Source organism: Pseudomonas sp. GW821-FHT05H12, assembly GCF_059419385.1.
This window is the reverse complement of sequence record NZ_JBWKRS010000012.1, coordinates 70,502-97,001: the sequence shown is the minus strand read 5'-3', so window position 1 is coordinate 97,001 and position 26,500 is coordinate 70,502. Positions and strand designations below refer to the sequence as shown.

23 protein-coding genes are annotated in these 26,500 nt (G+C 60.3%); 14 read left to right on the top strand and 9 right to left on the bottom strand.

Translation table 11 applies throughout. The annotated features are described in order from the left end of the window. Positions 1-121 precede the first annotated feature (121 nt). Together AC07SU_RS13040 and AC07SU_RS13035 are read left to right on the top strand one after the other, a co-directional pair. On the top strand, positions 122-433 hold the full coding sequence (locus AC07SU_RS13040; RefSeq protein WP_494997238.1) for a type II toxin-antitoxin system MqsR family toxin: 312 nt from the start codon (positions 122-124) through the stop codon (positions 431-433). Further along, positions 430-918: a type II toxin-antitoxin system MqsA family antitoxin gene (locus AC07SU_RS13035; RefSeq protein WP_176994986.1), complete on the top strand. Its 489-nt coding sequence runs from the start codon at positions 430-432 to the stop codon at positions 916-918. Before AC07SU_RS13040 ends, AC07SU_RS13035 begins: the two co-directional genes overlap by 4 nt. A 59-nt stretch (positions 919-977) precedes the next feature. Here the strand turns inward: AC07SU_RS13035 and AC07SU_RS13030 are convergent, their stop codons facing one another. From AC07SU_RS13030 to AC07SU_RS13015, 4 genes are all read right to left on the bottom strand, one after another. Continuing rightward, complete coding sequence (locus tag AC07SU_RS13030; protein WP_003221897.1) at positions 978-1,742, bottom strand: amino acid ABC transporter ATP-binding protein; 765 nt, start codon at positions 1,740-1,742, stop codon at positions 978-980. A 10-nt stretch (positions 1,743-1,752) separates the two neighbouring features. Next, positions 1,753-2,850 (bottom strand): amino acid ABC transporter permease, encoded by a 1,098-nt coding sequence (locus AC07SU_RS13025; protein ID WP_494997237.1) that lies wholly within the window; start codon positions 2,848-2,850, stop codon positions 1,753-1,755. A gap of 10 nt (positions 2,851-2,860) precedes the next feature. Next, on the bottom strand, positions 2,861-4,042 hold the full coding sequence (locus AC07SU_RS13020; protein WP_494997236.1) for an amino acid ABC transporter permease: 1,182 nt from the start codon (positions 4,040-4,042) through the stop codon (positions 2,861-2,863). A 72-nt stretch (positions 4,043-4,114) separates the two neighbouring features. Next, a complete protein-coding gene (locus AC07SU_RS13015) occupies positions 4,115-5,146 on the bottom strand; it encodes an amino acid ABC transporter substrate-binding protein (RefSeq protein WP_178922834.1) in 1,032 nt (343 codons plus the stop codon). Between the two features lie 346 nt (positions 5,147-5,492). Between AC07SU_RS13015 and AC07SU_RS13010 the strand changes: the two genes are divergently transcribed. From AC07SU_RS13010 to AC07SU_RS13000, 3 genes are all read left to right on the top strand, one after another. Next, positions 5,493-6,149, top strand: coding sequence for an alpha/beta hydrolase (locus tag AC07SU_RS13010; RefSeq protein WP_494997235.1), 657 nt, complete (start codon positions 5,493-5,495; stop codon positions 6,147-6,149). A gap of 96 nt (positions 6,150-6,245) precedes the next feature. Next, entirely contained in the window at positions 6,246-7,709 is a 1,464-nt protein-coding gene (gene rhlB, locus AC07SU_RS13005; protein ID WP_176995250.1) for an ATP-dependent RNA helicase RhlB, read from the top strand. A 164-nt stretch (positions 7,710-7,873) separates the two neighbouring features. Beyond that, a complete protein-coding gene (locus tag AC07SU_RS13000) occupies positions 7,874-9,010 on the top strand; it encodes an NAD(P)/FAD-dependent oxidoreductase (protein ID WP_494997234.1) in 1,137 nt (378 codons plus the stop codon). A gap of 82 nt (positions 9,011-9,092) precedes the next feature. Here the strand turns inward: AC07SU_RS13000 and moaE are convergent, their stop codons facing one another. The 5 genes from moaE to AC07SU_RS12975 all read right to left on the bottom strand — a co-directional run bounded on the left by moaE (position 9,093) and on the right by AC07SU_RS12975 (position 13,286). Further along, a complete protein-coding gene (gene moaE / locus AC07SU_RS12995) occupies positions 9,093-9,542 on the bottom strand; it encodes a molybdopterin synthase catalytic subunit MoaE (protein ID WP_494997233.1) in 450 nt (149 codons plus the stop codon). Positions 9,543-9,544: 2 nt separating this feature from the next. Further along, complete coding sequence (moaD, locus tag AC07SU_RS12990; RefSeq protein ID WP_176994993.1) at positions 9,545-9,787, bottom strand: molybdopterin converting factor subunit 1; 243 nt, start codon at positions 9,785-9,787, stop codon at positions 9,545-9,547. Further along, positions 9,784-10,257 (bottom strand): cyclic pyranopterin monophosphate synthase MoaC, encoded by a 474-nt coding sequence (gene moaC, locus AC07SU_RS12985; protein ID WP_176994994.1) that lies wholly within the window; start codon positions 10,255-10,257, stop codon positions 9,784-9,786. Before moaC ends, moaD begins: the two co-directional genes overlap by 4 nt. 161 nt (positions 10,258-10,418) lie before the next feature. Further along, entirely contained in the window at positions 10,419-11,813 is a 1,395-nt protein-coding gene (locus AC07SU_RS12980; RefSeq protein ID WP_003188745.1) for a PhoH family protein, read from the bottom strand. Between the two features lie 348 nt (positions 11,814-12,161). Beyond that, a complete protein-coding gene (locus AC07SU_RS12975) occupies positions 12,162-13,286 on the bottom strand; it encodes a polysaccharide deacetylase family protein (protein WP_494997232.1) in 1,125 nt (374 codons plus the stop codon). 221 nt (positions 13,287-13,507) lie between these two features. On the opposite strand from AC07SU_RS12975, the gene yaaA reads away from it, so the two are divergent. From yaaA to AC07SU_RS12930, 9 genes are all read left to right on the top strand, one after another. Continuing rightward, positions 13,508-14,287, top strand: coding sequence for a peroxide stress protein YaaA (gene yaaA, locus AC07SU_RS12970; RefSeq protein WP_494997231.1), 780 nt, complete (start codon positions 13,508-13,510; stop codon positions 14,285-14,287). Between the two features lie 874 nt (positions 14,288-15,161). Next, positions 15,162-16,478, top strand: a complete 1,317-nt coding sequence (locus tag AC07SU_RS12965; protein ID WP_176994997.1) for a nucleotide sugar dehydrogenase — start codon at positions 15,162-15,164, stop codon at positions 16,476-16,478. Between the two features lie 83 nt (positions 16,479-16,561). Beyond that, positions 16,562-18,043 (top strand): mannuronan synthase, encoded by a 1,482-nt coding sequence (gene alg8 / locus AC07SU_RS12960; RefSeq protein ID WP_176994998.1) that lies wholly within the window; start codon positions 16,562-16,564, stop codon positions 18,041-18,043. Positions 18,044-18,079: 36 nt separating this feature from the next. Beyond that, positions 18,080-19,246: an alginate biosynthesis protein Alg44 gene (locus AC07SU_RS12955; RefSeq protein WP_176994999.1), complete on the top strand. Its 1,167-nt coding sequence runs from the start codon at positions 18,080-18,082 to the stop codon at positions 19,244-19,246. 18 nt (positions 19,247-19,264) lie between these two features. Beyond that, complete coding sequence (gene algK / locus AC07SU_RS12950; protein WP_494997230.1) at positions 19,265-20,779, top strand: alginate biosynthesis TPR repeat lipoprotein AlgK; 1,515 nt, start codon at positions 19,265-19,267, stop codon at positions 20,777-20,779. After that, positions 20,776-22,263, top strand: coding sequence for an alginate export family protein (locus tag AC07SU_RS12945; RefSeq protein ID WP_176995001.1), 1,488 nt, complete (start codon positions 20,776-20,778; stop codon positions 22,261-22,263). The genes algK and AC07SU_RS12945 overlap by 4 nt, the downstream gene beginning before the upstream one ends. Further along, a complete protein-coding gene (gene algG / locus AC07SU_RS12940; protein ID WP_494997229.1) occupies positions 22,263-23,852 on the top strand; it encodes a mannuronan 5-epimerase AlgG in 1,590 nt (529 codons plus the stop codon). Before AC07SU_RS12945 ends, algG begins: the two co-directional genes overlap by 1 nt. 11 nt (positions 23,853-23,863) lie before the next feature. Continuing rightward, the gene (locus AC07SU_RS12935) at positions 23,864-25,312 is read left to right on the top strand and encodes an alginate O-acetyltransferase (protein WP_494997286.1); all 1,449 of its coding nucleotides are present in this window, start codon (positions 23,864-23,866) and stop codon (positions 25,310-25,312) included. Between the two features lie 8 nt (positions 25,313-25,320). Continuing rightward, entirely contained in the window at positions 25,321-26,430 is a 1,110-nt protein-coding gene (locus tag AC07SU_RS12930) for a mannuronate-specific alginate lyase (RefSeq protein WP_494997228.1), read from the top strand. Positions 26,431-26,500 lie beyond the last annotated feature (70 nt).

Here is a 26,500-nt window from a genome sequence, read left to right as displayed (position 1 = left end):
CTACAGCCTATTCGGAGTTGCCTACAAAGGCAACGCACTACGGTTCTTAAGCAGGAAAAGGAGCAGTATTTTCGATTGGTAAAATTACCCTCTGAGGGTAATTATTGGACTCAGGTGTCTTATGGAAAAGTACACACCTCACTACGATTTGGCGTTGGTTAAGGCTGAGGTCATTAAGTTGGGTTTCAGGGCGTTCACCGCAACTGCCCGAGAGGGAGCTCGACAGCTCGAATTGAGCCTGGACCAAATGCAACAGGTGGTCTGCGCCCTTGAGCGCCGAATGTTGTGCAAATCGATGACGACCTATGCAGACCATCGGGTATGGCAGGACGTCTACCTGATCAAGATTTACGGCACGGAGATTTACATCAAGGTCACTTACCGCCCAGGCGGTGGTCCTCCCGTAATCTCCTTCAAGGAGAAAACCCTATGAGAACCCAGCAATGCATGAGCTGCGGAACCCATGACGCAATGCAGCACTTCGAAGGTCGCACCTTCACGATCAACACACGGGGAATGGTTCGAGATATCCCCGACATTGCAGGCTGGGAATGCGAGGTCTGCCATGAAGTTGAATTCGATCACGACGACGACAGTGCAGAGCGTTATTGCAAGGCCTCTGATCTGCTGTTGATCGACGCACGCAAAATCATCGCCGCCGAAATGAAGCGAATCCGCCGCAAACTGCACCTCACGCAAAAAGACGCGGTGAGGCTCTTCACCGTCCGTGGGCACAATGCATTTTCACGCTACGAACGGGCTGAAATTTTTCCGCCGGAACCGTTGCTCACATTAATGCGCCTTCTGGATAAACACCCACACCTGCTGGCTGAAATCGAGGTCCTCAACGCGGGGAAAGACTTGAACCAACTGCTCATCGCCAGGGATGCACAGCTACTGGCGGCTCAGGCGTCCTGAAAAAAACGCAGGCAAAAATAAACCCGGCACAGGGCCGGGTTTATTTATTCACCCATCGATCAATGCAGAATCTGGCTCAAGAACAACTTGGTCCGGTCATTCTGCGGGTTGTCGAAGAAGTCATTCGGCGCCGCCTGCTCCACGATCTCGCCCTTGTCCATGAAGATCACGCGGTTGGCCACGGTGCGCGCAAAACCCATTTCGTGGGTTACGCACAACATGGTCATGCCGTCTTCGGCCAGGCCGATCATGGTGTCGAGTACTTCCTTCACCATCTCCGGGTCGAGTGCCGAGGTCGGCTCATCGAACAGCATGATTTTCGGCTTCATGCACAGTGCGCGGGCAATCGCCACACGCTGTTGCTGACCACCGGACAGCTGCCCTGGAAACTTGTGGGCCTGCTCCGGAATGCGCACGCGCTCCAGGTAGTGCATGGCGATTTCCTCGGCCTTGCGCTTGGGCATCTTGCGCACCCACATCGGCGCCAGCGTGCAGTTCTGCAGGATGGTCAGGTGCGGGAACAGGTTGAAGTGCTGGAACACCATGCCGACTTCACGGCGGATCGCTTCGATCTGCTTGAGGTCGTTGGTCAGCTCCACGCCATCGACCACGATGCGGCCCTGCTGGTGTTCTTCCAGACGGTTGAGGCAGCGGATGGTGGTGGACTTGCCCGAACCCGACGGGCCGCACAGCACGATACGCTCGCCCTGCTTGACGTTGAGGTTGATGTCTTTCAACACGTGGAACTGGCCGTACCACTTGTTGACGCCCTGCATCTGGATAATGCCTTCAGGGCCCACAGGCTTTTTGATTGCTTCGCTCATAAAAGAACTCCTAACGCTTGTGGCCTGTGTCGAGCTTGCGTTCCAGATGCATGGAATAGCGCGACATACCAAAACAGAAAATCCAGAACACCAGGGCGGCGAACACATAGCCTTCAGTGGCCATGCCCAGCCATTTCGGGTCGGCAGCCGCTTGCTTGACGCTGTTGAGCAGGTCGAACAAGCCGATGATGATCACCAGGCTCGTGTCCTTGAACAGCGCAATAAACGTGTTGACGATGCCCGGGATCACCAGCTTCAGGGCTTGCGGCAAAATCACCAGGCCCATGCTGCGCCAGTAACCCAGGCCCATCGCCGCAGCAGCTTCGTACTGCCCTTTGGGAATGGCTTGCAGACCGCCGCGCACCACTTCGGCCACGTAGGCCGACTGGAACAGGATCACACCGATCAGGGCCCGCAGCAGCTTGTCGAAGTTCATGCCCTCAGGCAGGAACAACGGTAGCATCACCGAGGACATGAACAGCACCGTGATCAACGGCACGCCGCGCCAGAATTCGATGAAGGTCACGCAGACCACTCGAATCGCCGGCATATTCGAACGCCGCCCCAGCGCCAGCACGATGCCCAACGGCAAGGCGCCCGCGATACCGACGGTGGCGATCACCAGGGTCAGCATCAGGCCGCCCCATTGGCTGGTCGCCACGTTGGTCAGGCCGAACACACCGCCGTGCAGCAGGCAGTAGGCAATGATCGGGTACAGCACCAGGAAGCTCAGGCCGTAAATCGCCTTGTGCTGGAAGCGCGAGATGAACAACGGCGCCACGCCGACGATGGCCAGCCACACGGTCAGGTCCACGCGCCAGCGCAGGTCGCCCGGGTAGTAGCCGTACATGAACTGTCCGAAGCGCTGTTGGATAAACACCCAGCAGGCGCCTTCCTTGGTGCAGTCGGCGCGGGTGGTGCCCACCCAGTTGGCATCGATGATGGCCCAATGCAGGATCGGTGGCACCACCAGGTACACCAGGTAAATCGCCAACAAGGTCAGCAGGGTGTTGAGCCAGCTGGAGAACAGATTGGCGCGCATCCATGCCACCGGGCCGAAGACTTTGCTCGGCGGCGGCATATCAGGTTTGAAAGTATGCGTACTCATGGGTGTTTCCTCACCGCTCGATCAGCGCAATGCGCTTGTTGTACCAGTTCATCAGCAGGGAAATGCTGATGCTGATCGCCAGGTACACGCTCATGGTGATGGCAATGACTTCAATGGCCTGGCCGGTCTGGTTGAGTACCGTGCCGGCAAACAGCGAAACCATTTCCGGGTAACCGATACCGGCGGCCAGCGACGAGTTCTTCGCCAGGTTCAGGTATTGGCTGGTCAGCGGCGGAATGATCACCCGCAGGGCCTGCGGGATGATGACCTTGCGCAGCGTCGGCCCAGGGCGCAGGCCCAGGGAGCGTGCGGCTTCAGTCTGGCCGTGGCTGACGGACTTGATGCCCGAACGCACGATTTCGGCGATGAACGCGGCCGTGTAGACGGTGAGCGCCAGGGTCAGTGCCAGCAGTTCGGGGATCAGTACCCAGCCACCGACAAAGTTGAACCCTTGCAGCTTCGGCATTTCCCAGTGCAGGGGGGCGCCGAAGATCAGGGCGCACAACGCCGGGATCACGATGAGCAGCGCCAGGCCCGCCCAGAACTTGTGGAACGGCACGCCGGTGGCTTCAAAGCGCTTGTTGGCCCAGCGGGCCATGAACACGATGGCCACGATGGCGACCACGATGCTCGCCACGAACGGCCAGAAACCGTCAGCGGCCAGTGCTGCCGGCATGTTCAAGCCACGGCTGCTGACAAAGAAGGTATCGCCGAAGTTGTGGCTGTTACGCGGCCCTGGCATGGTCAGGAACACCGCGAAATACCAGAACAGGATTTGCAGCAGCGGCGGAATGTTGCGGAACACTTCCACATACACCGTCGCCAGCTTGTTGATCATCCAGTTCGGCGACAGGCGCGCGACGCCGACGATGAACCCGAGGATCGTTGCCAGCACCACACCGATCACGGTCACCAGCAAGGTGTTGAGCAAACCGATCACGAACACGCGGGCGTAGCTGTCCGATTCGGTGTAGTCGATCAGGTGCTGCGCGATGCCGAAGCCGGCACTGCGCTCAAGAAAGTCGAAACCCGAGGTAATGCCCCGGTGTTGCAGGTTGGTCTGGGTATTGTTGAAGAGGTACCAGCCCAGCGAGACCACCGCCACAATCGTGATGATCTGGAAGAGCCACGCACGCACTTTGGGATCGCTGAAGCTGAGCTTCTGCTTTGGTGCGCCGATTTGATTTTGCATGAAGTGCCCCGGAAAGAATGGAACAGAACATCACCCGGCGGTTGGCCCACCGGGTGACAGAACCATCAGCGATCAGCGCACAGGTGGTGCGTATTGAATGCCGCCGTTGTTCCACAGCGCGTTCAGGCCACGGTCGATTTCCAGCGGGGTGCTCTTGCCGAGGTTTTTCTCGAAGACTTCGCCGTAGTTACCGACTTGCTTGACGATCTGTACAACCCAATCCTTTTTCAGTTTCAGGTCTTTGCCGTATTCACCGTCAGCACCGAGCAGACGTGCAACGTCCGGGTTCTTGGTGGACTTGGCTTCAGCTTCAACGTTTTTCGAAGTGATACCGGCTTCTTCAGCGTTGAGCATGGCGTAGCCAACCCAGCGCACGATGGCCAGCCACTCGTCGTCGCCGTTACGCACGACTGGGCCCAGTGGTTCTTTGGAAATGGTTTCCGGCAGAACCGAGTAGTCCTTCGGCGAAGCCAGCTTGCTGCGCTGTGCGAACAGCTGCGACTTGTCGGAGGTCAGCACGTCGCAACGACCGGATTCCAGCGACTTGGCGCTTTCATCGGAGGTGTCGAAGGTGATCGGGGTGTATTTGAGGTTGTTGGCGCGGAAGTAGTCGGAAACGTTCAGCTCAGTGGTGGTACCGGCCTGGATGCAGATGGTTGCACCGTCCAGTTCCTTGGCACTTTTCACGCCCAGCTTGTTGTTTACCAGGAAGCCAACACCGTCGTAGTAGGTGATGAAGCCTGGGAATTTCAGGCCCATGCCCGCATCGCGGGAGCTGGTCATGGTGGTGTTACGCGACAGGATGTCGACTTCGCCGGACTGAAGCGCGGTGAAACGCTCCTTGGCATTCAACTGGCTGAATTTGACCTTGGTAGCGTCGCCGAAAACGGCAGCGGCTACAGCGCGGCATACGTCAGCGTCGATCCCCAGGATCTTGCCGCTGGCATCCGGTACCGAGAAACCCGGCAGGCCGTCACTCACGCCACATTGCACAAAGCCTTTCTTCTGCACGGCGTCCAGGGTGGCGCCGGCTTGGGCGAAACCACTAACACCCAGCACGGCCGCCGCACACACGATGGCCAGGGTGGATTTCAATACCTTCATTCAAACCTCCAGTTTTGCTCTTGTTGTGTCGGAGCTCGAACCCCAGCGCACCCTTATGAGGCGATATCGACCTGTGTTGGCTTTTTTTAGGTCGAGCGGCATGAGGCTTTCGCAATAATTCCAGTTGCTATCCCACAAGCGGCAGTCACTGATAGTGTTACCGTCCTGGGTTAGTTCTGACATCGACCTACACATAGCAAGGCCCGTACCAGAGTGCTGGCTGAGTCGTTTCAGCCCATGGTCAATAGAAAAAGATTCAACCGTGCGACATTCTCTTAACAGATCAACCCGTCGCGCACCGTTCCGACGCACTCAATCGGAGCGCGCGCACATATATGGAGCAGACATGACCGAACCCTTGATTCTTCAGCCCGCCAAGCCCGCAGACGCCTGCGTAATCTGGTTGCATGGCCTGGGTGCCGATCGCTACGACTTCCTGCCGGTGGCCGAAGCCCTGCAGGAAAGCTTGCTGACTACCCGCTTCGTTTTGCCCCAGGCGCCGACCCGCCCGGTGACCATCAACGGCGGTTACGAGATGCCGAGCTGGTACGACATCAAGGCCATGAGCCCGGCCCGCTCCATCAGCCTGGAAGAGCTGGAAGTGTCGGCAAAAACCGTCACGGATTTGATCGAAGCGCAGAAGAGAACCGGAATAGACGCTTCGCGGATTTTCCTCGCCGGTTTTTCCCAAGGTGGCGCCGTGGTCTACCACACCGCATTTTTGAATTGGGAAGGCCCGTTGGGTGGCGTGATCGCCCTCTCCACCTACGCGCCTACCTTCGGTGACGAGCTGGAGTTGTCCGCCAGCCAGCAACGCATTCCAACCCTGTGCCTGCACGGCCAGTACGACGACGTGGTCCAGAACGCCATGGGTCGCAGCGCCTACGAGCATTTGAAGAGCCGTGGTGTCACCGTGACATGGCAGGAATACCCAATGGGCCACGAAGTGTTACCCGAAGAGATACGCGATATAGGTGCTTGGTTGACCGCTCGCCTGGGCTGAAAACCACACATTATGTAGCCACATGACAGACGCACTACGCCGCGCCCGATTCTTGCATTACACTGGCCGGCGTACATTCCTTAACCAATTAATGAGATCACCGTGCTCGAAGCACTCAAGAAGATGTTCGGCAAAAGCGAGGCCGAGCCGCTCGCGCCTGTTCCCACTGCCCCTGCCCCCACTGCTGGCAGCCGCAATGACGGTAAACAGCCCGACCGGACTGCACCTGTCGCTCAGCCTGAAACGCCTACGGTGACACCGCCAGAGCAGGCAAAACCCGCTGAAGCCGCGCCGCCAGCGCCTAAGCCACGCCGCGAACGTGCGCCAAAACCACCGGTCAAGCCGTGGAAACTCGAAGACTTCGTCGTCGAACCCCAGGAAGGCAAGACCCGCTTCCATGATTTCAAACTCGCCCCGGAACTGATGCACGCCATCCAGGACCTGGGCTTCCCGTATTGCACGCCGATCCAGGCGCAGGTGCTGGGCTTCACCCTCGCCGGCAAAGACGCCATCGGCCGCGCCCAGACCGGCACCGGCAAGACCGCCGCGTTCCTGATCTCGATCATCACCCAGCTGCTGCAGACGCCGCCGCCGAAAGAGCGCTACATGGGTGAACCCCGCGCGCTGATCATCGCCCCGACCCGGGAGCTGGTGGTGCAGATCGCCAAGGACGCCGCCGACCTGACCAAGTACACCGGCCTCAACGTCATGACGTTCGTGGGCGGCATGGACTTCGACAAGCAGCTCAAGCACCTCGAAGCGCGCCATTGCGACATCCTGGTCGCCACCCCGGGCCGCCTGCTCGACTTCAACCAGCGCGGCGACGTGCACCTGGACATGGTCGAAGTGATGGTGCTGGACGAAGCCGACCGCATGCTCGACATGGGCTTTATCCCGCAAGTGCGCCAGATCATTCGCCAGACCCCGCCGAAATCCGAGCGCCAGACCCTGCTGTTCTCCGCCACCTTCACCGATGACGTGATGAACCTGGCCAAGCAATGGACCACTGACCCGTCCATCGTCGAGATCGAAGCGGAAAACGTGGCCAGCGAAAACGTCGAGCAACACATCTACGCCGTGGCCGGCGCCGACAAATACAAGCTGCTCTACAACCTGGTCAACGACAACGGTTGGGAGCGCGTGATGGTGTTTGCCAACCGCAAGGACGAAGTGCGTCGCATCGAAGAGCGCCTGGTGCGCGATGGTGTGAACGCCGCGCAACTGTCGGGCGATGTGCCGCAGCACAAGCGCATCAAGACGTTGGAAGGTTTTCGCGAAGGCAAGATCCGCGTGCTGGTGGCCACCGATGTGGCCGGTCGCGGCATTCACATCGACGGCATCAGCCACGTGATCAACTTCACCCTGCCGGAAGTGCCGGATGACTACGTACACCGCATCGGCCGTACTGGTCGGGCGGGCGCTGCGGGTGTGTCGATCAGCTTTGCCGGTGAAGATGACTCATACCAGTTGCCGTCGATCGAGGCGCTGCTGGGCCGCAAGATCAGTTGCGAGACGCCGCCGACGCACCTGTTGCGGGCCGTAGAGCGCAAACGCCCTTAAAGGCTGGAATGCACTCGACCTGTAGGAGCTGGCTTGTGTGGGAGCTGGCTTGCCTGCGATGAGGGCCCCAAGATCGCCGCTGGCCTTGGGGTAGCTATCGCCGGCAAGCCGGCTCCTGCAGTGGATCGGGTTCCTGCTTAGAAATGAGGATTCCAGGAGGAACCATGAACCACGCCGACTACCTCATCATCGGCGGCGGCATTGCCGGTGCCTCGACCGGCTACTGGCTGTCACAACACGCCCGCGTCATCGTGCTGGAGCGTGAGTCCATGCCGGGCTACCACTCCACCGGCCGCTCTGCCGCGCTCTACATCGCCGCCTACGGCACACCGCAGGTACGCGCCCTGACCCTCGGCAGCCGCGCCTTCTTCGACCACCCACCTACCGGTTTTACCGAGCATCCCTTGCTGACACCCCGTGGCGAAATCATCGTCGACCTGGTGGGTGACGCCGAGGAGCTGCAGCGCCACTACCAGAGCGCCAAGGCTTTGGTGCCCGCTACCCGTTTGCTGGACGCCGATGACGCCTTGGAGATGATGCCGATCCTGCGCCCGGAAAAAGTACACGGCGCGATCTACGACCCGACCGTCTGCGATATCGACACCGACGCGCTGTACCAAGGCTACTTGCGCGGTATTCGGCGCAATGGGGGCGAGATCCACACCGACAGCGAAGCACAACAGCTGCACCGCGACAGCCAAGGCCACTGGCAAGTACACACGGCGCACCACATGTTCACCGCGCCGGTGGTGATCAATGCCGCCGGCGCCTGGGCCGACCAGATCGGCGCCTTGGTTGGTGCACGCCCGATCGGCCTGCAACCCAAGCGCCGCAGCGCGTTTATCTTCGCCCCGCCCGGGGATGTGAATATCAACGCCTGGCCCGAGCTGGCGGCGTTGGACGGTTCGTTCTACATGAAGCCGGACGCCGGCATGTTTCTTGGCTCACCCGCCAACGCCGACCCGGTAGACCCCCACGACGTGCAGCCCGAAGAACTGGACATTGCCATGGGCATCTACCACATCGAAGAAGCCACCACCCTGACCATCCGCCGCCCGACCCGCACGTGGGCAGGGCTGCGCAGTTTTGTCAGTGACGGCGACTTGGTGTGCGGGTTTGATTCACACGTGGAAGGGTTGTTCTGGGTGGCCGCCCAAGGCGGTTACGGCATCCAGACCTCCCCGGCCATGGGGCAGGCCAGCGCGGCGCTGGTGCGAGGGGAGCCGTTGCCCGACTCACTGACCGGGCTTGGGTTGACCGAGGCGATGCTGTCGCCGGCCCGATTGAAACCCACCCTGTAGGAGCCGGCTTGCCGGCGATGAGGCCCTCTGGTTGGGCACAAGGCTCAAGGGCCCTATCGCCGGCAAGCCGGCTCCTACGGGGTTATTTCCAGCGGTCTGCGGCAGCGTGATCGCTGCTGCGCCCTTCCACCCAGCGCGGGCCTGCGCTGGTGTTTTCTTTTTTCCAGAACGGCGCACGGGTCTTGAGGTAATCCATCACAAACGCACAGGCATCAAACGCCGCCTGGCGATGGGCACTGGCGGCACCCACGAAGACGATAGGCTCGCCCGGCTCCAGGGCGCCAATGCGGTGCAGCACTTCCAGCTTGAGCAACGGCCAACGCTGCTCGGCTTCCACGGCGATCTTGGCCAGGGCTTTTTCGGTCATGCCGGGGTAATGCTCGAGGAACATCCCCGCCACATCGAAGCCGTCGTTGAAGTCGCGTACATAGCCGACAAAGCTCACCACCGCGCCGACGCCGACATTGGCCGCGTGCATCGCGTTGACTTCGGCACCGGGATCGAACGCCTGGGCCTGCACACGAATGGCCATGGTCAGCCTCCGGTCACGGGCGGGAAGAACGCCACTTCATCGCCGGCTTGCACGGGCTCATCGAGGCCGCACAATTCTTCGTTGCGCGCGCACATCAGGCTGGCTTCGTTGAGCACCGCAAACTCAGGGTCGCTGGCCAGGGCCTGCCGTACGGCATCGACGGTGGCAAAGTCGCCCTCCATCTCCAGCGAGTCAAACCCCACCGCCTCGGCGTAGCGTGCGAAAAACAATACGTTGATGCTCATGCCTGGTCCGCCTTGAAGTGCCCGCTTTTACCGCCGAGCTTTTCCAGCAGACGGATATTTTCGATGGTCATGCCGCGGTCTACCGCTTTGCACATGTCGTAAATGGTCAGTGCGGCGACGCTGGCGGCCGTGAGGGCCTCCATCTCTACGCCGGTCTGGCCGGAGAGTTTGCAGCGCGCCAGGATGTGCACCGCGTCCACGCCGTCGGCGCTGAGTTCCACCTTGACGCCAGTCAGCATCAACGGGTGGCACAGGGGGATCAGGTCGCTGGTTTTTTTTGCTGCCTGGATCCCGGCGATGCGGGCCACGGCAAACACGTCGCCCTTGGGGTGGGCGCCGTCGACGATCATTTTCAGGGTCTCGGGCAACATGCGCACCCGCGCTTCGGCCACCGCTTCACGGAACGTCACGGCTTTGTCGGTGACGTCGACCATGTGGGCGCGACCTTGGGAATCGAGATGAGTCAGCACAGGGATACTCCTGATCAGGAGCAGCGATTGTAAACCTAACGCATAACAAATGTGGGAGCTGGCTTGCCTGCGATGCAGGCACCGCGGTGTATCAGCTACACCGTGGTGATGCTATCGCAGGCAAGCCAGCTCCCACAAAAAGCCCGGTCCCTATGGATCGGTTACAGGTGGGATTCGGCGTATTCAGCCAGGATCGAACGTGGAACCCCTTGCAGCGCAATGTGCACGCCGTTCGGGAAGTCTTTGAAGCGTTCCGTCAGGTAGGTCAGCCCGGAGCTGGTCGCGGACAGGTAAGGGGTGTCGATCTGTGCCAGGTTGCCCAGGCACACCACTTTGGAACCGGCGCCGGCACGGGTGATGATGGTTTTCATCTGGTGCGGCGTGAGGTTCTGGCATTCATCGATCAAAATCAGGCTTTGCTGGAAGCTGCGACCTCGAATGTAGTTGAGGGATTTGAACTGCAACGGCACTTTGCTGAGGATGTAGTCGACGCTGCCATGGGTGTTTTCGTCATCCATGTGCAAGGCTTCGAGGTTGTCGGTGATCGCCCCCAGCCACGGCTCCATTTTTTCCGCCTCGGTGCCGGGCAGGAAACCGATTTCCTGGTCCAGGCCTTGCACGCTGCGGGTGGCGATGATGCGGCGATAGCGCTTGGTCACCATGGTCTGCTCGATGGCGGCAGCCAGGGCGAGAATGGTTTTACCGGAACCGGCAGCACCGGTCAGGTTCACCAGGTGGATGTCCGGATCGAGCAGCGCGTACAGCGCCAGGCTCTGGTAGATATCACGCGGTTTCAGGCCCCAGGCTTCCTGGTGCAACAGGGGTTCCTGATGCAGGTCGAGGATCAGCAGCTTGTCGACCTGAATCTCTTTGATCCAGCCCACGAAGCCCTGCTCGTCGACGATGAATTCATTGATGTGCACGGCCGGCAGGTTGTCGATCAGCTGAACCTGGTGCCAGGTGCGGCCATGGTCCTGACGGGTTTCGACCTTGCTGACGCGGTCCCAGAACGAGCCGGTCATCATGTGATAACCCCGGGAGAGCATCGACACGTCGTCGACCAGTTGGTCGGTGCTGTAGTCCTCGGCAGCGATCCCACACGCTCGTGCCTTGAGGCGCATATTGATGTCTTTGGTCACCAGCACCACGCGCAGGTCCTTGTCGCGAGCGTGCAGGTCGATCAATTGGTTGATGATTTTGTTGTCGTTCAGGTTTTCCGGCAGCAGGCTGTTGGGCTCGCTGCGCTTGCTCATCAGAATCGACAACAAGCCCTTGGGCCCGCCTTTGCCTCGCTGGATCGGCACACCGACTTCAACGTCTTCGGGCGATGCTTCGCCCAAGGTCTTGTCGATCAGGCGAATGGCCTGGCGGCATTCGGCGGCCACGCTGTGGTGCCCGCTTTTGAGTTTGTCGAGCTCCTCAAGCACGATCATCGGGATGGCGACGTGGTGTTCTTCGAAGTTAAGCAGCGCGTTTGGATCGTGGATCAGTACGTTGGTATCAAGCACATAAAGGATTGGCTGGTCGGAAGAAGGGTTACGTCCATGATCATCCATACTCGGTCACCTTTGTGGGAGCCAGTCGACGCAATACCTGGGCGGTGCTGCGCCTCGATTCGACCACCGACTGCACCTGAAGTGACGTCAAGCGCAGTGCCCACATGAGGAGTCTTGGAAGACGCCACCTGTGCTGCAGGTTTCGGCGATCTGACTTCGTAATACCGCAAAAGCCATGACAGGAAAAAGCACTTTGACGCTTTTTTGAAGTTTATTTTTCAGGATGACGAATAGCACTAGCCGAGTGCCAGCGACCCCGTTAAAGTCGGAAGTCCGCCTGCATCGAAACACCCTCGAAAATCGCCCCAGAAATGCCTCATCCCCAACAGGGCCGGGCACTTCGTCTTTTCAGCGAAACGCCTCACGGCAGTCCTGCCAACCCAGCCCGCTTTGCGCCGTTGCCTGCATCAACAAAGGCAATGCCACCCGCGCCTTGTCCTGGGTGTCGTGGAACACAATCACCCCTTTGCGCCACAGCAGCATCAACGTCAGCACGCGCTGCGCCGACTCGTCGGGCTTGAGCTTGCCCGGGTCATCCTGGGAGTCGATGTCCCACAACGCCACTTGCAGCCCCTGGGACTGGAAAAACCCCTGGCTGTCCGCCCGGCGCTGACCGTAGGGCGGGCGAAACAGCGGTACGTAGTTCTCCGGCATCAGGTTTTGCACCAGCGACGCCGTGCGGGTGATCGAACTTTGCCAGTCGACCCAATGGCTGTGGGAACGGTACTGCCAGCCCTGAATACCCACGCACTGGCCTTGGTACAAGGCCTGCACATCAGCGGCAGAGCTGCGCTCCACACGGGTCTGCAGGCTGCTGCCGAGGGCAAAGAACGTCGCGTTCATCTTCTGTTTGCGCAAGTAATCGGTGAGCCAGTCGGTGTTGCCACTGACTGGCGCCGGGCCGCCGTCGAACGTCAGCAAGAACAAGCGGTCGTTGAGCTCATCGCCATTGCGCTCATGGTCACCAAAACGCGCGACTTCGCTGCTGATCTGCGGGAACAGCGCGGCCTTGCGCAGCAACTCATCGAGGTAGCGTTCGTGGAAATTATGGCTCGGGCCGGCCCAGCCTATATAGAAAGAGTTTTCGCTGACCTGGAACTTGCCAGCCTGCTCGCGCAGGTCGTCCATGTTCTCGACCAGGTAACAAAACGAGGCGTCCTCCTCGCAACTCTGCTGGGCGAAGGTGTAGTTCTCCAACAAACGTTGCCACAGCTGGCGGCGCAGGTCGTCGATGGACGCCAGGTTGATGATCTTCAACCCCAGGCGCTGCTTGAGCGCGGTTTCGTCCTGGCTTTCGCTGGCCAGCAGGCTGTGGGCGAACATCAGGATTTCGGCGCGTGAGGCCACATCGAACAGCGCGGGGCTGCTGAGCTTTTCAGGCCAGGTGCCGCGGTCCAGGCTGGCCACGTCCACAGGTGCGGCCTGGGCGCCCAGGCAAAACAGGCAGGCGGACAATAAAAGCGCAATTCGCACAAAGGGTCTCCCTTTCCAGAGTCGTCGGCCACTATAGCCGATCCACCACGCCCCCTGTAGGAGCCGGCTTGCCGGCGATGAGGCCCTGGAGACTTGAAGTGATCTTGCGGACGCCATCGCCGGCAAGCCGGCTCCTACAGTTTCGATCTCTATCGTTGCCATAGGTGGAGTCGAACGCCTCAACCCCCTAGAATCCCCCCACGATTTAAGGAGACGACTTCATGCTGACGGTGATTTCACCCGCCAAGACCCTCGATTTCGAGACCGCGCCTGCGACCCAGCGCTTTACCCAGCCGCAATTTCTGGACCACTCCCAGGAACTGATCGAGCAGCTGCGCACGCTGAGCCCGGCGCAGATCAGCGAGTTGATGCACGTGTCCGACAAGATCGGCGGCCTCAACGCTGCCCGTTTCGGCAGTTGGACCCCGGCGTTCACCCCGGCCAATGCCAAGCAGGCGCTGCTGGCGTTCAAGGGCGACGTGTACACCGGCCTCAACGCCGAAACCTTCAGCGACGCCGATTTCACCTACGCCCAGGACCACCTGCGCATGCTCTCGGGCCTGTACGGCCTGCTGCGCCCCCTGGACCTGATGATGCCGTACCGCCTGGAAATGGGCACCAAGCTGCCCAACGCCCGTGGCAAGGACCTGTACGCCTTCTGGGGCACCCGTATCAGCGAGTGGCTGAACGACGCCCTGGCCGAGCAAGGCGATGACGTGCTGCTGAACCTGGCGTCCAACGAGTACTTCTCGGCGGTCAAGCGCACGGCCCTGAACGCGCGGATCATCAACACCGAGTTCAAGGACCTGAAGAACGGCCAGTACAAGATCATCAGCTTCTACGCCAAGAAGGCCCGGGGCATGATGAGCCGCTTCGTGATCGAAGAACGCATCAACGACCCGGCCAGGCTCATGGAGTTTGACGTGCAGGGCTATCGCTTCAATGCCGAGCAGTCCAAGCCCGACAACCTGGTGTTCCTGCGCGATCACGCACCGGAATAAAGCCCTCGAAAGCACAGATGTTCGAATGTGGGAGCTGGCTTGCCTGCGATAGCGTCGGTGAATTCAACACCGCCATCGCAGGCAAGCCAGCTCCCACATTTTTTAACCGCATTTCGCCCACCGAACCGTCATCATTTTGGCGTCAAAAAATATCTTGACGCATTCCTAACGAATCTTTCACTCGACAATTCTCATTTTTTTTCGTAGTGGCACCACTTTTTTTAAACAGTAGTGGCACAAAACTATCTCCCCGCACCAACTCCCCACAACTACTGGCCCAAATAGCAAGTGCTATCACTATAGTACTAGTGCCATCTTTCCTAATATTTCAAGAAATTTCCGGAAACAGGATGAGCGGCCTGGAACTTCGCCAAAACGCACGGCTCATACCACCGGTAACGAAATTCTCTGTTTCTGTAGGAGATGACTTACATAGCGACCCAAGGAAGTAGCAAAGTTGCCCCATCAACTTTGACTCACGGGTCATATCATCAACTGAATTGAGTTGAGGGCGGCGATAAGGACTGGTTGCTATCCCCTATAGGCCAACGCAGCGCTTACCTAAATGTGTCGGTGGTGACACCCAGGTGATTGATAATTAAGGGCTTTAAGCCTCTATCAAGCCCCTGCGGCACCGGCGTCGGGCCCTTCTCAAAGGTAGCCCGGCTGCATTTCAGGGCAAGCCCCAATAACAAGGCCAAGTTGCGCACAACTTGAGTGCAATAGTTAGTCACTCGCTATTTAACATGCCTGTACGCGGTAAGTCGGCGTCTATTCGTCTAACTTCCGCGGCAACAGTGACGCTTGCAAACATGAACTCCGGCCATCTAATTGGCATGATTAAAATCGTCTTCAATGACAAGAGGTAAATGCGATGCGCATCAGCATATTTGGTTTGGGTTACGTTGGCGCAGTGTGTGCCGGTTGCCTGTCTGCCCGTGGCCACGAAGTGGTGGGCGTAGACATCTCCAAGGAAAAGATCGACCTGATCAATGCGGGCAAATCGCCAATCGTTGAACCGGGTCTGGGTGAACTGTTGAGCCAGGGGATCGAAACCGGTCGACTGCGCGGTACCACCAACTTCGCCGACGCCATCCGTGACACTGACCTGTCGATGATCTGTGTCGGTACGCCGAGCAAGAAAAACGGTGACCTGGAACTCGACTACATCGAAGCCGTGTGCCGCGAGATCGGTTTTGTCCTGCGTGACAAAACCACCCGCCACACCGTGGTCGTGCGCAGCACCGTGCTGCCAGGCACCGTGGCCAACGTGGTGATTCCGATCCTCGAAGACTGCTCGGGCAAAAAAGCCGGTGTCGACTTCGGCGTCGCGGTCAACCCGGAATTCCTGCGTGAGTCCACCGCCATCGCCGACTACGACTTGCCACCGATGACCGTGATCGGCGAGTTCGACAAAGCCTCCGGCGATGTCCTGCAGTCGCTCTACGAAGAACTCGATGCACCGATCATCCGCAAGGACATCGCCGTTGCCGAAATGATCAAGTACACCTGCAACGTGTGGCACGCCACCAAGGTGACCTTCGCCAACGAGATCGGCAACATCGCCAAGGCCGTCGGCGTCGATGGCCGTGAAGTGATGGAAGTGGTGTGCCAGGACAAGACCCTCAACCTGTCCCAGTACTACATGCGCCCAGGCTTCGCTTTCGGCGGTTCGTGCCTGCCCAAAGACGTGCGCGCCCTCACCTACCGTGCCGGCTCTCTGGACGTGGAAGCGCCGCTGCTCAACTCGCTGATGCGCAGCAACGAGTCCCAGGTACAGAACGCCTTCGACATCGTTTCCAGCCACGACAAACGCAAAGTCGCGCTGCTGGGCCTGAGCTTCAAGGCCGGCACCGACGACCTGCGTGAAAGCCCGCTGGTTGACCTGGCCGAAATGCTGATCGGCAAGGGCTACGACCTGAGCATCTACGACAGCAACGTCGAATACGCCCGTGTCCACGGCGCGAACAAGGACTACATCGAGGGCAAGATCCCGCACGTGTCGTCCCTGCTCAACTCGGACTTCGATGATGTGATCAACAACTCCGACGTGATCATCCTCGGCAACCGCGACGAGAAATTCCGCGCCCTGGCGCAGAACGCTCCGCACGGCAAGCAAGTGATCGACCTGGTGGGCTTCATGTCCAAGGCCACCTGTGCGACCGGTCGTACCGAAGGCATTTGCTGGTAACAGCAACGGCAAGTTCCAGGCGGCAGGCGTTTCCATCCCCAGCGCCTGCCGCCTGGAACCTCCTTCACCTTCGGATGACGCTTATGTCCAAGTTAAAACATGTACTACTGCAATCCGCCGGCTGGCTGTTCTTCCTCAGCCTGCTGATGGGACTCGCCCTGCTGCTGCCGGCGAGTACGTTCGACTCGGAGTCGAAGAATTTTATTTTCCTGATTGGCGCCGTCGGTATCTGGCGCTACTCGATGGGTGCTACGCATTTCTTTCGCGGCATGCTGTTTTTGTACGTGGTCTACCCGCACCTGCGCCGCAAAGTGCGCAAACTGGGCAAGGCCGCCGACCCGTCCCATGTGTTCCTGATGGTCACCAGTTTTCGTATCGACGCGCTGACCACCGCGCAGGTCTACAGCTCGGTGATCCGCGAAGCCATCGAATGCGGTTTCCCCACCACCGTGGTGTGCTCGCTGGTGGAAATGTCCGATGAACTGCTGGTGAAAAGCCTGTGGGAACGCATGAACCCACCGGAGCACGTGAAGCTCGACTTCGTGCGCATCGCCGGTACCGGCAAGCGTGACGGCCTGGCCTTCGGTTTCCGTGCCATCTCCCGCCACCTGCCGGATGACCGCGCCGTGGTCGCCGTGATCGATGGCGACACCGTGCTCGCCGAAGGCGTCGTGCGCAAGACCGTGCCGTGGTTCCAGCTGTTCGGCAACGTCGGTGGCCTCACCACCAACGAATTCTGCGAAGTGCGTGGCGGCTACATCATGAGCGAATGGCACAAGCTGCGCTTCGCCCAACGCCACATCAACATGTGCTCCATGGCCCTGTCCAAGCGCGTGCTGACCATGACCGGTCGCATGTCGGTGTTCCGTGCCAGCGTAGTGACTGACCCGGGCTTTATCGCCGACGTGGAAAGCGACTCGCTGCAACACTGGCGCCTGGGCCGCTTCAAGTTCCTCACCGGTGACGACAAGTCCAGCTGGTTCAGCCTGATGCGCCTGGGCTACGACACCTTCTACGTACCGGACGCCGCGATCAACACCGTGGAACACCCGCCGGAAAAAAGCTTTATCAAGGCCAGCCGCAAGCTGATGTTCCGCTGGTACGGCAACAACCTGCGCCAGAACTCCCGCGCCCTGGGCCTGGGTGTGCGCCGCCTCGGTCTGTTCACCAGCATCGTGCTGTTCGACCAGCGTGTGTCGATGTGGACGTCCCTGCTCGGCCTGACGGTCGCGTTCATCGCCACCTTCAAGTACGGCGGCGCGTTCATCCTCGCTTACCTGCTGTGGATCGGCATCACCCGCCTGATTCTCACCCTGTTGCTGTCGTGTTCCGGCCACAAGATCGGCCCGGCCTACCCGGTGATTCTCTATTACAACCAGATCATGGGCGCGCTGGTGAAGATCTACGTGTTCTTCCGCCTTGATCAACAGTCCTGGACCCGCCAGGACACCAAACTGACCCGCGATTTGGCCAGCTTTCAACGTTGGTTCAACACCTGGTCGTCTCGGACCATGACCTTCTCCGCCGGCAGCATTTTCGTCGCCGTGTTGCTGATGATGGTCTGACCCTGCCAAGCCTGAATTAACCTAGGAATTACACCGATGAATAGCCAAGCAAACGTCAACGTTGTCCACGAATCCGAAGCCCAGCGCCAACATGCCCGCGTGAAAATCCCGGCCAAGCTGCGCTTTTTCAACACTGACCGCACACCGACCGAAGCACGGGTCATCGACCTGTCTGCCGGCGGCCTGGCCTTCACCTCCACCCAGCCGTTGACCGTCGGCGAAGTGCACAAGGGCCGCCTGCAGTTTGTGATCGACAACCTGGGCCTGGCCATGGACGTGGAACTGCAAATCCGCTCCTACGACCGCCAGACCGGCCGCACCGGTTGCCAGTTCCAGAACCTGGAACCCCAGGATATTTCCACCCTGCGCCACCTGATCACTTCGCACTTGTCCGGTGACATCGTGACCATGGGCGACGTGCTGGCGACCCTGCAACGCGACAACTTCACCAAGGCGCGCAAGGTCAAGGACAGTGGCAGTGGCATGACCGCCTTTGGCCGCCTGCGTGCGGTGACCTTCAGCGCCGGTATCTTCATCGTCGGCCTGGCCGCGTTCGGTTTCGTGTTCAAGTCGGTGTACGGCATGTACTTCGTCAGCCACGCCCAGGCCGGCCTGGTCAGCGTGCCCGGCATGAACGTGACCATGCCACGCGACGGCACCGTGCAGAGCCTGCTCAAAGGTGACGCCGTGGCTGCCAAAGGCGCGCCGCTCGCCACCTTCAGCACCAGCATGCTCGATGTGCTCAAGGGCCACCTGGACGAAGACCAACTGCAACCGGCCAAGGTTGAAGAGCTGTTCGGCAAACAAATGACCGGCACCCTGACGTCGCCGTGCGACTGCGTGGTAGCCCAGCAAATGGTCGCCGACGGCCAATACGCCAGCAAAGGCGACGTGATCTTCCAACTGGTGCCACGCGGCAGCCAGGCCAACGTGGAAGCGCGCTTCACCTATCGCCAGTTCGCTGACGTGCGCCCAGGCACGCCGGTGAGCTTCCAGGTGGCCGACGAAGAACAGATCCGCACCGGCACCATCGTCAGCAGCACCAGCCTGAACAGCGCCGACCTGTCCTCCGACATCCGCGTACAGATCAAGCCTGACGCACCGCTGGACAGCACCTACGCCGGCCGCCCGGTGGAAGTGACCAGCGACCGTGGCCCTTCGCTGAACTGGCTGATCGATAAAGCCATGGCCAACGGTCTGTAAGCAGAGGACATGCCTGTGATGACTCTCCCAAACACACCACTCCCCTCTGTGGGAGCCGGGCTTGCCCGCGATGGCATCGACTCGGTACACCCGATACACCGAGGTGCCCGCATCGCAGGCAAGCCAGCTCCCACACAAGGCAGATCGCATGCAGCCGCCGTGTATTGTGCTCTGGCACTGGCCGTCAGCCTCGCCGGTTGCGCCGGCCTGCCCGACCAGCGCCTGGCCAATGAAGCGCTCAAGCGTGGCGACACCGTCACCGCCCAGCAGAATTACCAGCAACTGGCTGACCTGGGTTACAGCGAGGCCCAAGTGGGCCTGGCCGATATCCAGGTGACCACCCGTGACCCCGAGCAGATCCGCCAGGCCGAAGCCACCTACCGCGCCGCCGCTGACACGTCGCCGCGTGCCCAGGCTCGCCTCGGCCGTCTGCTGGTGGCCAAGCCCGGTGCCACCGAAGCCGAGCAACACGAAGCCGAAGGCCTGTTGAAAAAGGCTTTTGCCAATGGCGAAGGCAACACCCTGATCCCGCTGGCGATGCTCTACCTGCAATACCCTCACAGTTTCCCGAACGTGAACGCCCAGCAGCAGATCAGCAAGTGGCAGGCCGCGGGTTATCCGGAAGCCGGTCTGGCCCAGGTGCTGCTGTATCGCACCCAAGGCACCTACGACCAGCACCTGGATGATGTGGAGCGCATCTGCAAGGCCGCGCTGAACACCACCGATATCTGCTACGTCGAGCTGGCCACGGTCTACCAGAAAAAAGCCGAGCCGGAAAAACAGGCCGAACTGCTCAAGCAAATGGAAGCCGGCTACAGCCGTGGCACCGTCACTGCACAACGGGTCGACAGCGTTGCTCGCGTACTCGGCGATGCCTCCCTGGGCAAGCCAGACGAGAAAACCGCCCAGGCCCTGCTGGAAAAAATCGCCCCTGGCTACCCGGCGTCCTGGGTCAGCCTGGCGCAACTGCTCTACGACTTCCCGGAACTGGGCGACGTCGACCAGATGATGAAGTACCTGGACAACGGCCGCGCCGCCGACCAGCCGCGCGCCGAGCTGTTGCTGGGCAAGCTCTACTACGAAGGCAAGTGGGTGCCGGCCGATGCCAAGGCCGCCGAAGCGCACTTCGAAAAAGCCGTGGGCAAGGAAGTGGCCGCCGATTACTACCTCGGCCAGATCTACCGCCGTGGCTACCTGGGCAAGGTTTACCCGCAAAAAGCCCTGGATCACTTGCTGACCGCTGCGCGCAATGGCCAGAACAGCGCCGACTTCGCCATCGCCCAATTGTTTTCCCAAGGCAAGGGCACCAAGCCCGACCCATTGAACGCCTATGTCTTCAGCCAGTTGGCTAAAGCCCAGGACACGCCAGAGGCCAACGACTTGGCCACGCAACTCGAAGCCCCGCTGACCCCGGAGCAACGCACCCAGGGCCAACGCCTGGTGCAACAAGAGCTGGCCGCCCGCGGCACCCTGGCCCAGAGCACGCTGCAACTGCACGCCCTGGATGAAGAAGACGGCGAGGAATCCCTATGAAGCTCAACCCATTCGTCAAGGCCGGTATCGGCCTGACCTTCGCCTTGTTGTGGTCGTGCCCGACCCTGGCTGCGCTCACCGAAGCCAAGAACTTCGGCCTGGAAGTCAAAGCCACCGCGCAGTCCGAAGATGACCGCGACCTCGGCACCCAGAAAGGCGGCGACGTCAACGGCATCGGCCTCGACCTGCGCCCGTGGATCTATGGCGAAAGCGGCGCGTGGAGCGCCTACGCCATGGGCCAGGCCGTGACCTCCAGCGACATCATCGAGACCGACACCCTGCAACAGTCGGCCGATGACACCACAGAACAGTCGAGCAACGATGACCGCAAAGCCAAGAAAAACTACCTGGCCCTGCGCGAATTCTGGGTCGGCTACAGCGGCTTCACGCCCTACCCCGGCGAAATCCTCAAGTTCGGTCGCCAGCGCCTGCGCAATGACGACGGCCAATGGCGCGACACCAACATCGAGGCGCTGAACTGGACCTTCGACACCACCTTGCTCAAGGCCAATATCGGCGCCGCTGAACGCTTCAGCGAATACCGCACCGACCTCAAGGAACTGTCGCCCAAGGACAAAGACCGCCAACACTTCTACGCCGACGCTGCCTACCAGTGGACGCCGGGCCAGTGGATCGGCCTGCGCGGTCACCACACCCATGACGACGGCAAGCTCGACTACGCCGAACCGGGTGTGGCTTCCGACCCGCTGGACAAGCGCGAAAACGGCGACCTGACCTGGCTCGGCATCGAAGCCAACAGCGATGCCTACAACTGGCGTAACACCAACACCGTCAACTACTGGGCCAGCGTCACCGGCATGCAGGGCAACCGTGACACGGTCAACGCGCTGAACGCCGACGGCACCCGCCCAACGAATGCCAAGCGCAGCGATGACGTGAACGGCTGGGCCACCGACCTGGGTATCCGCCTGCGTCTGGACCCGCAATGGCAAGTAGGCGCGGCCTATGCCCGCGCCAGCGCCGAGTACGAACAGAACGGCCTGCAAAGCAACCGCTCCAACTGGACCGGCACCCAATCGCGCCTGCACCGTTTCGGCGAAGCGTTCCGTGGCGAGATGAACAACATGCAGTCCATGAGCCTCTTCGGTTCCTGGCAGCTGCGCGAGGACTACGACGCCAGCCTGGTGTACCACAAGTTCTGGCGTGTCGACGGCAACAAGCCAGTGGGCAGCAACGGCATCGATGCGGTGCAGAACAACACCGATGACGTGACCGGCGCGATCCTGTCCAGCACCTCCCTGCCCCTTGAAGACGGCAAAAAAGACCTGGGCCAAGAGATGGACCTGGTCGTCACCAAGTACTTCAAAAAAGGCCTGCTGCCGGCCGCGCTCAGCCAGTCGATCGACGAACCGTCGGCCCTGGTGCGCTTTCGTGCAGGCGTGTTCAAACCGGGTGACGCCTATGGCAGCCAGGTGGACTCGTACATGCACCGCGCCTTTGTCGACGTGATCTGGAAATTCTGATGGGAGCCTGCGCGATGAACCCTCAAGCCCTCAAAGGCTCGGTCAGCCTGCTGGTCGCAGCCATGCTGCTGGCCAGCACTTCGGCCTTTGCCGACGGTGCGGCGGTGAAGGCGCCGACCATCGCCAAAGAGCTGCAACAGGCCAAGACCTACACCATTTCCAGCCCGCCGACGGCGCCACTGGAAATGGATAAACCGGCCCTGCCTGATCTGTCCGGCTACACCGCTGCGGCGATGGAAAAGAAAATCGTGCGGACCAAGCCGGGCAAAATCAGCCTGCGCCGCATGATGCAGGAAGACGCCCTCAAGGACTTTATCGGCGGTGACAACAAGATGGCCGAATGGGTGGTGCGCCAGCACGGCATTCCCCAGGCGATCTTCGTCGATGACGGCTACATGAACCTCAAGGACCTGCTGGGCAAGGTGCCCAAGCAGTACTTCAGCGAAACCTCACCGGGTGTGTTCCTGGCCAAGCTTCCGATTGTGGTCGGGCGCAAAGGCATCCTGGAAATCGACAAGAAGACCCAGGAATTGCACCTGTCCCAAGAGGCCGGTTCGTTCCTGATCAACGACGGCCAGCTGTTTGTGCGTGACACCAAAATTACCGGCTGGAGCGAAAAGGCCAACGGCCCGGCGCTGTTCAAGTCGCCCAAGGAATTCCGCCCGTTCCTGCTGGCCTGGGGCGGCACCGAAACCTACGTCGCCAACAGCAAGATGGCCAGCTTCGGCTACGCCAACAGTAAGTCGTACGGGGTGAGTATTTCCCAGTACACGCCGAACATGGCCAAGGTGCTCAAGCGCCCGGAGCCGACTGGCTGGATTATTGATTCCGAGTTCTCGGACATGTGGTACGGCTTCTACTGCTACGAAACCACCGGCTTTGTGCTCAAGGGCAATACCTACAAAGACAACATCGTCTACGGCATTGACCCCCACGACCGTTCCCACGGCCTGATCATTGCGGACAACACCGTGTACGGCACCAAGAAGAAGCACGGCATCATCATTTCGCGGGAAGTGAACGACAGCTTCATCTTCAACAACCGCAGCTACGACAACAAGTTGTCGGGCCTGGTGATCGACCGTAACAGCGTGAACAACCTGATCGCCGACAACGAGATCTACCGCAACCACACCGACGGCATCACCCTCTATGAGAGCGGCGACAACCTGCTGTGGGGCAACAAGGTGATCAGCAACCGTCGCCACGGCATCCGCGTGCGTAACAGCGTGAACATCAAGCTGTACGAAAACACCGCCATGGCCAACGGCCTCACCGGCGTGTACGGCCACATCAAGGACTTGACCGACACCGACCGCGACATCGCCCTCGACCCGTTCGACGCCAAGGTCTCGCTGATCCTGGTGGGAGGCGAGCTGGCCGGTAACGGCAGCGGGCCGCTGTCGATCGACTCGCCGTTGAGCATCGAGCTGTACCGCGTGTCGATGCTGGCGCCGACCAAATCCAGTGGCATCAGCTTCTCCGGCGTTCTTGGTGATCGCCAGGAAGAAATTCTCGACCTGCTGGTGCGCCAGCAGAAAGCCGTGCTGATCGACCCTGTCGAACGCCAGACCGAAATGCAGGACTGAGGATGACCCTTATGCACCCAAACATGATCAAACTGCTGAGCCTCTCGGGTCTGACCCTCGGCCTGCTGGCGGCCAGCCAGGGCGTACGCGCCGATGAAGTAAAGGCCCCGACCTTTACTGCCGAACCCTGCTGCAGCCTGTGCCCGGCCGCCCACGATGCGCGCAACTACACCACGCGCTACCAGCAGAACTTCACCACCCTGGTGCAAGCCCAGGGCGACTGGTTGTTCCGTACCCAGGAAGACCTGCGCACCGAGTTCGACACCAGCCCGGCCGGCTACAAGCGCATGCAGCAACTGCACGATGCGTTCAAGGCCAAGGGCGTGGAACTGGTGGTGGTCTACCAGCCGACCCGTGGTTTGGTGAACCGCAACAAGCTCAATCCTGAAGAAAAAGCCAAGTTCGATTTCGACAAGGCCCTGGCCAACTACAAAACCATGCTCGGCCGTTTCGCCAAAATGGGCTACGTGGTGCCGGACCTGTCGCCATTGACCAACGAGCAACTGCCGGATGAACTGCCGGCCCACGATTTCTACTTCCGTGGTGACCAACACTGGACGCCGTACGGCGCCCAACGCACGGCGAAAATCGTCGGTGAAAAAGTGCGCGCCATGCCTGAGTTCGCCGACATTCCCAAGCGCGAATTCGAGACCAAGCGCTCCGGGCGCATGGGCAAGACCGGCACCCTGCACAATATGGCCGGGCAACTGTGTGGCACCAGCTACGCGATCCAGTACATGGACCAGTTCACCACCGAGCCCAAGGGCGAAGCGGGTGACGGCGACCTGTTCGGCGATTCGGGCAACCCGCAGATCACCCTGGTGGGCACCAGCCACAGCGGCAAGAACTACAACTTCGCGGGCTTCCTGGAACAGGAAATCGGCGCTGACATCCTCAACGTCGCCTTCCCGGGCGGTGGCCTGGAAGGCTCGATGATCCAGTACCTGGGCAGCGATGAATTCCAGAAGAGCCCGCCGAAAATCCTCATCTGGGAATTCTCGCCGCTGTACCGCCTGGACCAGGAAACCATCTACCGCCAGATGATGGCGTTGCTCGACAACGGCTGCGAAGGCAAGACCGCGCAGATGACCTCCAGCACCACCTTGAAACCCGGCAAGAACGAATTGCTGGTCAACAGTTCGAACAAAGACCTGCGTAACGCCAGTCACCAGGTTGATATCCGCTTCGCCGACCCGTCGGTGAAAACCTTGCAAGCCACCCTCTGGTACATGAACGGGCGCCACGAGGACCTGAAGATCGAAAAACCCGAAACATCCGATACAGACGGGCGTTTCGCCTTCGAACTGCGCACCGATGAAGACTGGGCCTCGCAGAACTTGCTGGCCGTGGAAGTCCAGGGCCCCGAAGCAGGCCAGGCCGCGCAGAAGGTTGAAGCGAAAATTTGCACACGCAACGTATTCCCAGCCGGTGGTCAACAGACCGCTTCAACTGGGCAATGAGGTTACCTATGCAGAAGTTATTGATCCCTACGTTACTGGGCCTTGCGATCTTCGCAGGCTCGGTCAACGCCGCCGCGCCACTGCGCCCGCCTCAGGGCTATTTCGCCCCGATCGAGGCGTTCAAGACCGGCGACTTCAAGAATGACTGCGACGCCATGCCGGCGCCGTACACCGGTTCGCTGCAATTTCGCAGCAAGTACGAAGGTTCGGACAAAGCTCGCGCCACGCTGAACGTGCAATCTGAAAAAGCCTTTCGCGACAGCACGGCCGACATCACCAAGCTGGAAAAAGACACCAGCAAGCGCGTGATGCAGTTCATGCGCGACGGTCGCCCGGAGCAGTTGGAATGCACCCTGAACTGGCTGACCAGCTGGGCCAAGGCGGATGCGCTGATGTCCAAGGACTTCAACCACACCGGCAAGTCCATGCGCAAATGGGCGCTGGGCAGCATGGCGTCGGCCTATGTGCGCCTGAAGTTTTCCGACTCCCACCCGCTGGCCAACCACCAGCAGGAATCGCAGTTGATCGAGGCATGGTTCAACAAACTCGCCGATCAGGTCGTCAGCGACTGGGACAACCTGCCTCTGGAAAAAACCAACAACCACTCCTACTGGGCTGCGTGGTCGGTGATGGCAACGTCCGTCGCCACCAACCGTCGCGACCTGTTTGATTGGGCGGTGAAGGAATACAAGGTCGGCGTGAACCAGGTCGATGACCAGGGCTTCCTGCCCAACGAATTGAAGCGTCAGCAACGCGCCCTGTCGTACCACAACTACGCCCTGCCGCCGCTGTCGATGATCGCCAGTTTTGCCCTGGTCAACGGTGTGGATCTGCGCCAGGAAAACAACAGCGCACTCAAGCGCCTGGGCGACAAGGTGCTGGCCGGGGTCAAAGACCCGGACATCTTCGAGCAGAAGAACGGCAAGGAACAGGACATGAAGGACTTGAAGCAGGACATGAAATTCGCCTGGCTCGAACCTTTCTGCACCCTCTACACCTGCGCCCCGGATGTGGTGGAGCGCAAGCACGGCATGCAACCGTTCAAGACGTTCCGCCTGGGGGGTGACCTGACCAAGGTCTACGACCCGGCGCATGAAAAAGGCAACAAAGGCAGTTAGGTGAATACCCTCCTGTAGGAGCCCGGGGGGGGGGGGGGGGGGGGGGGGGGGGGGGGGGGGGGGGGGGGGG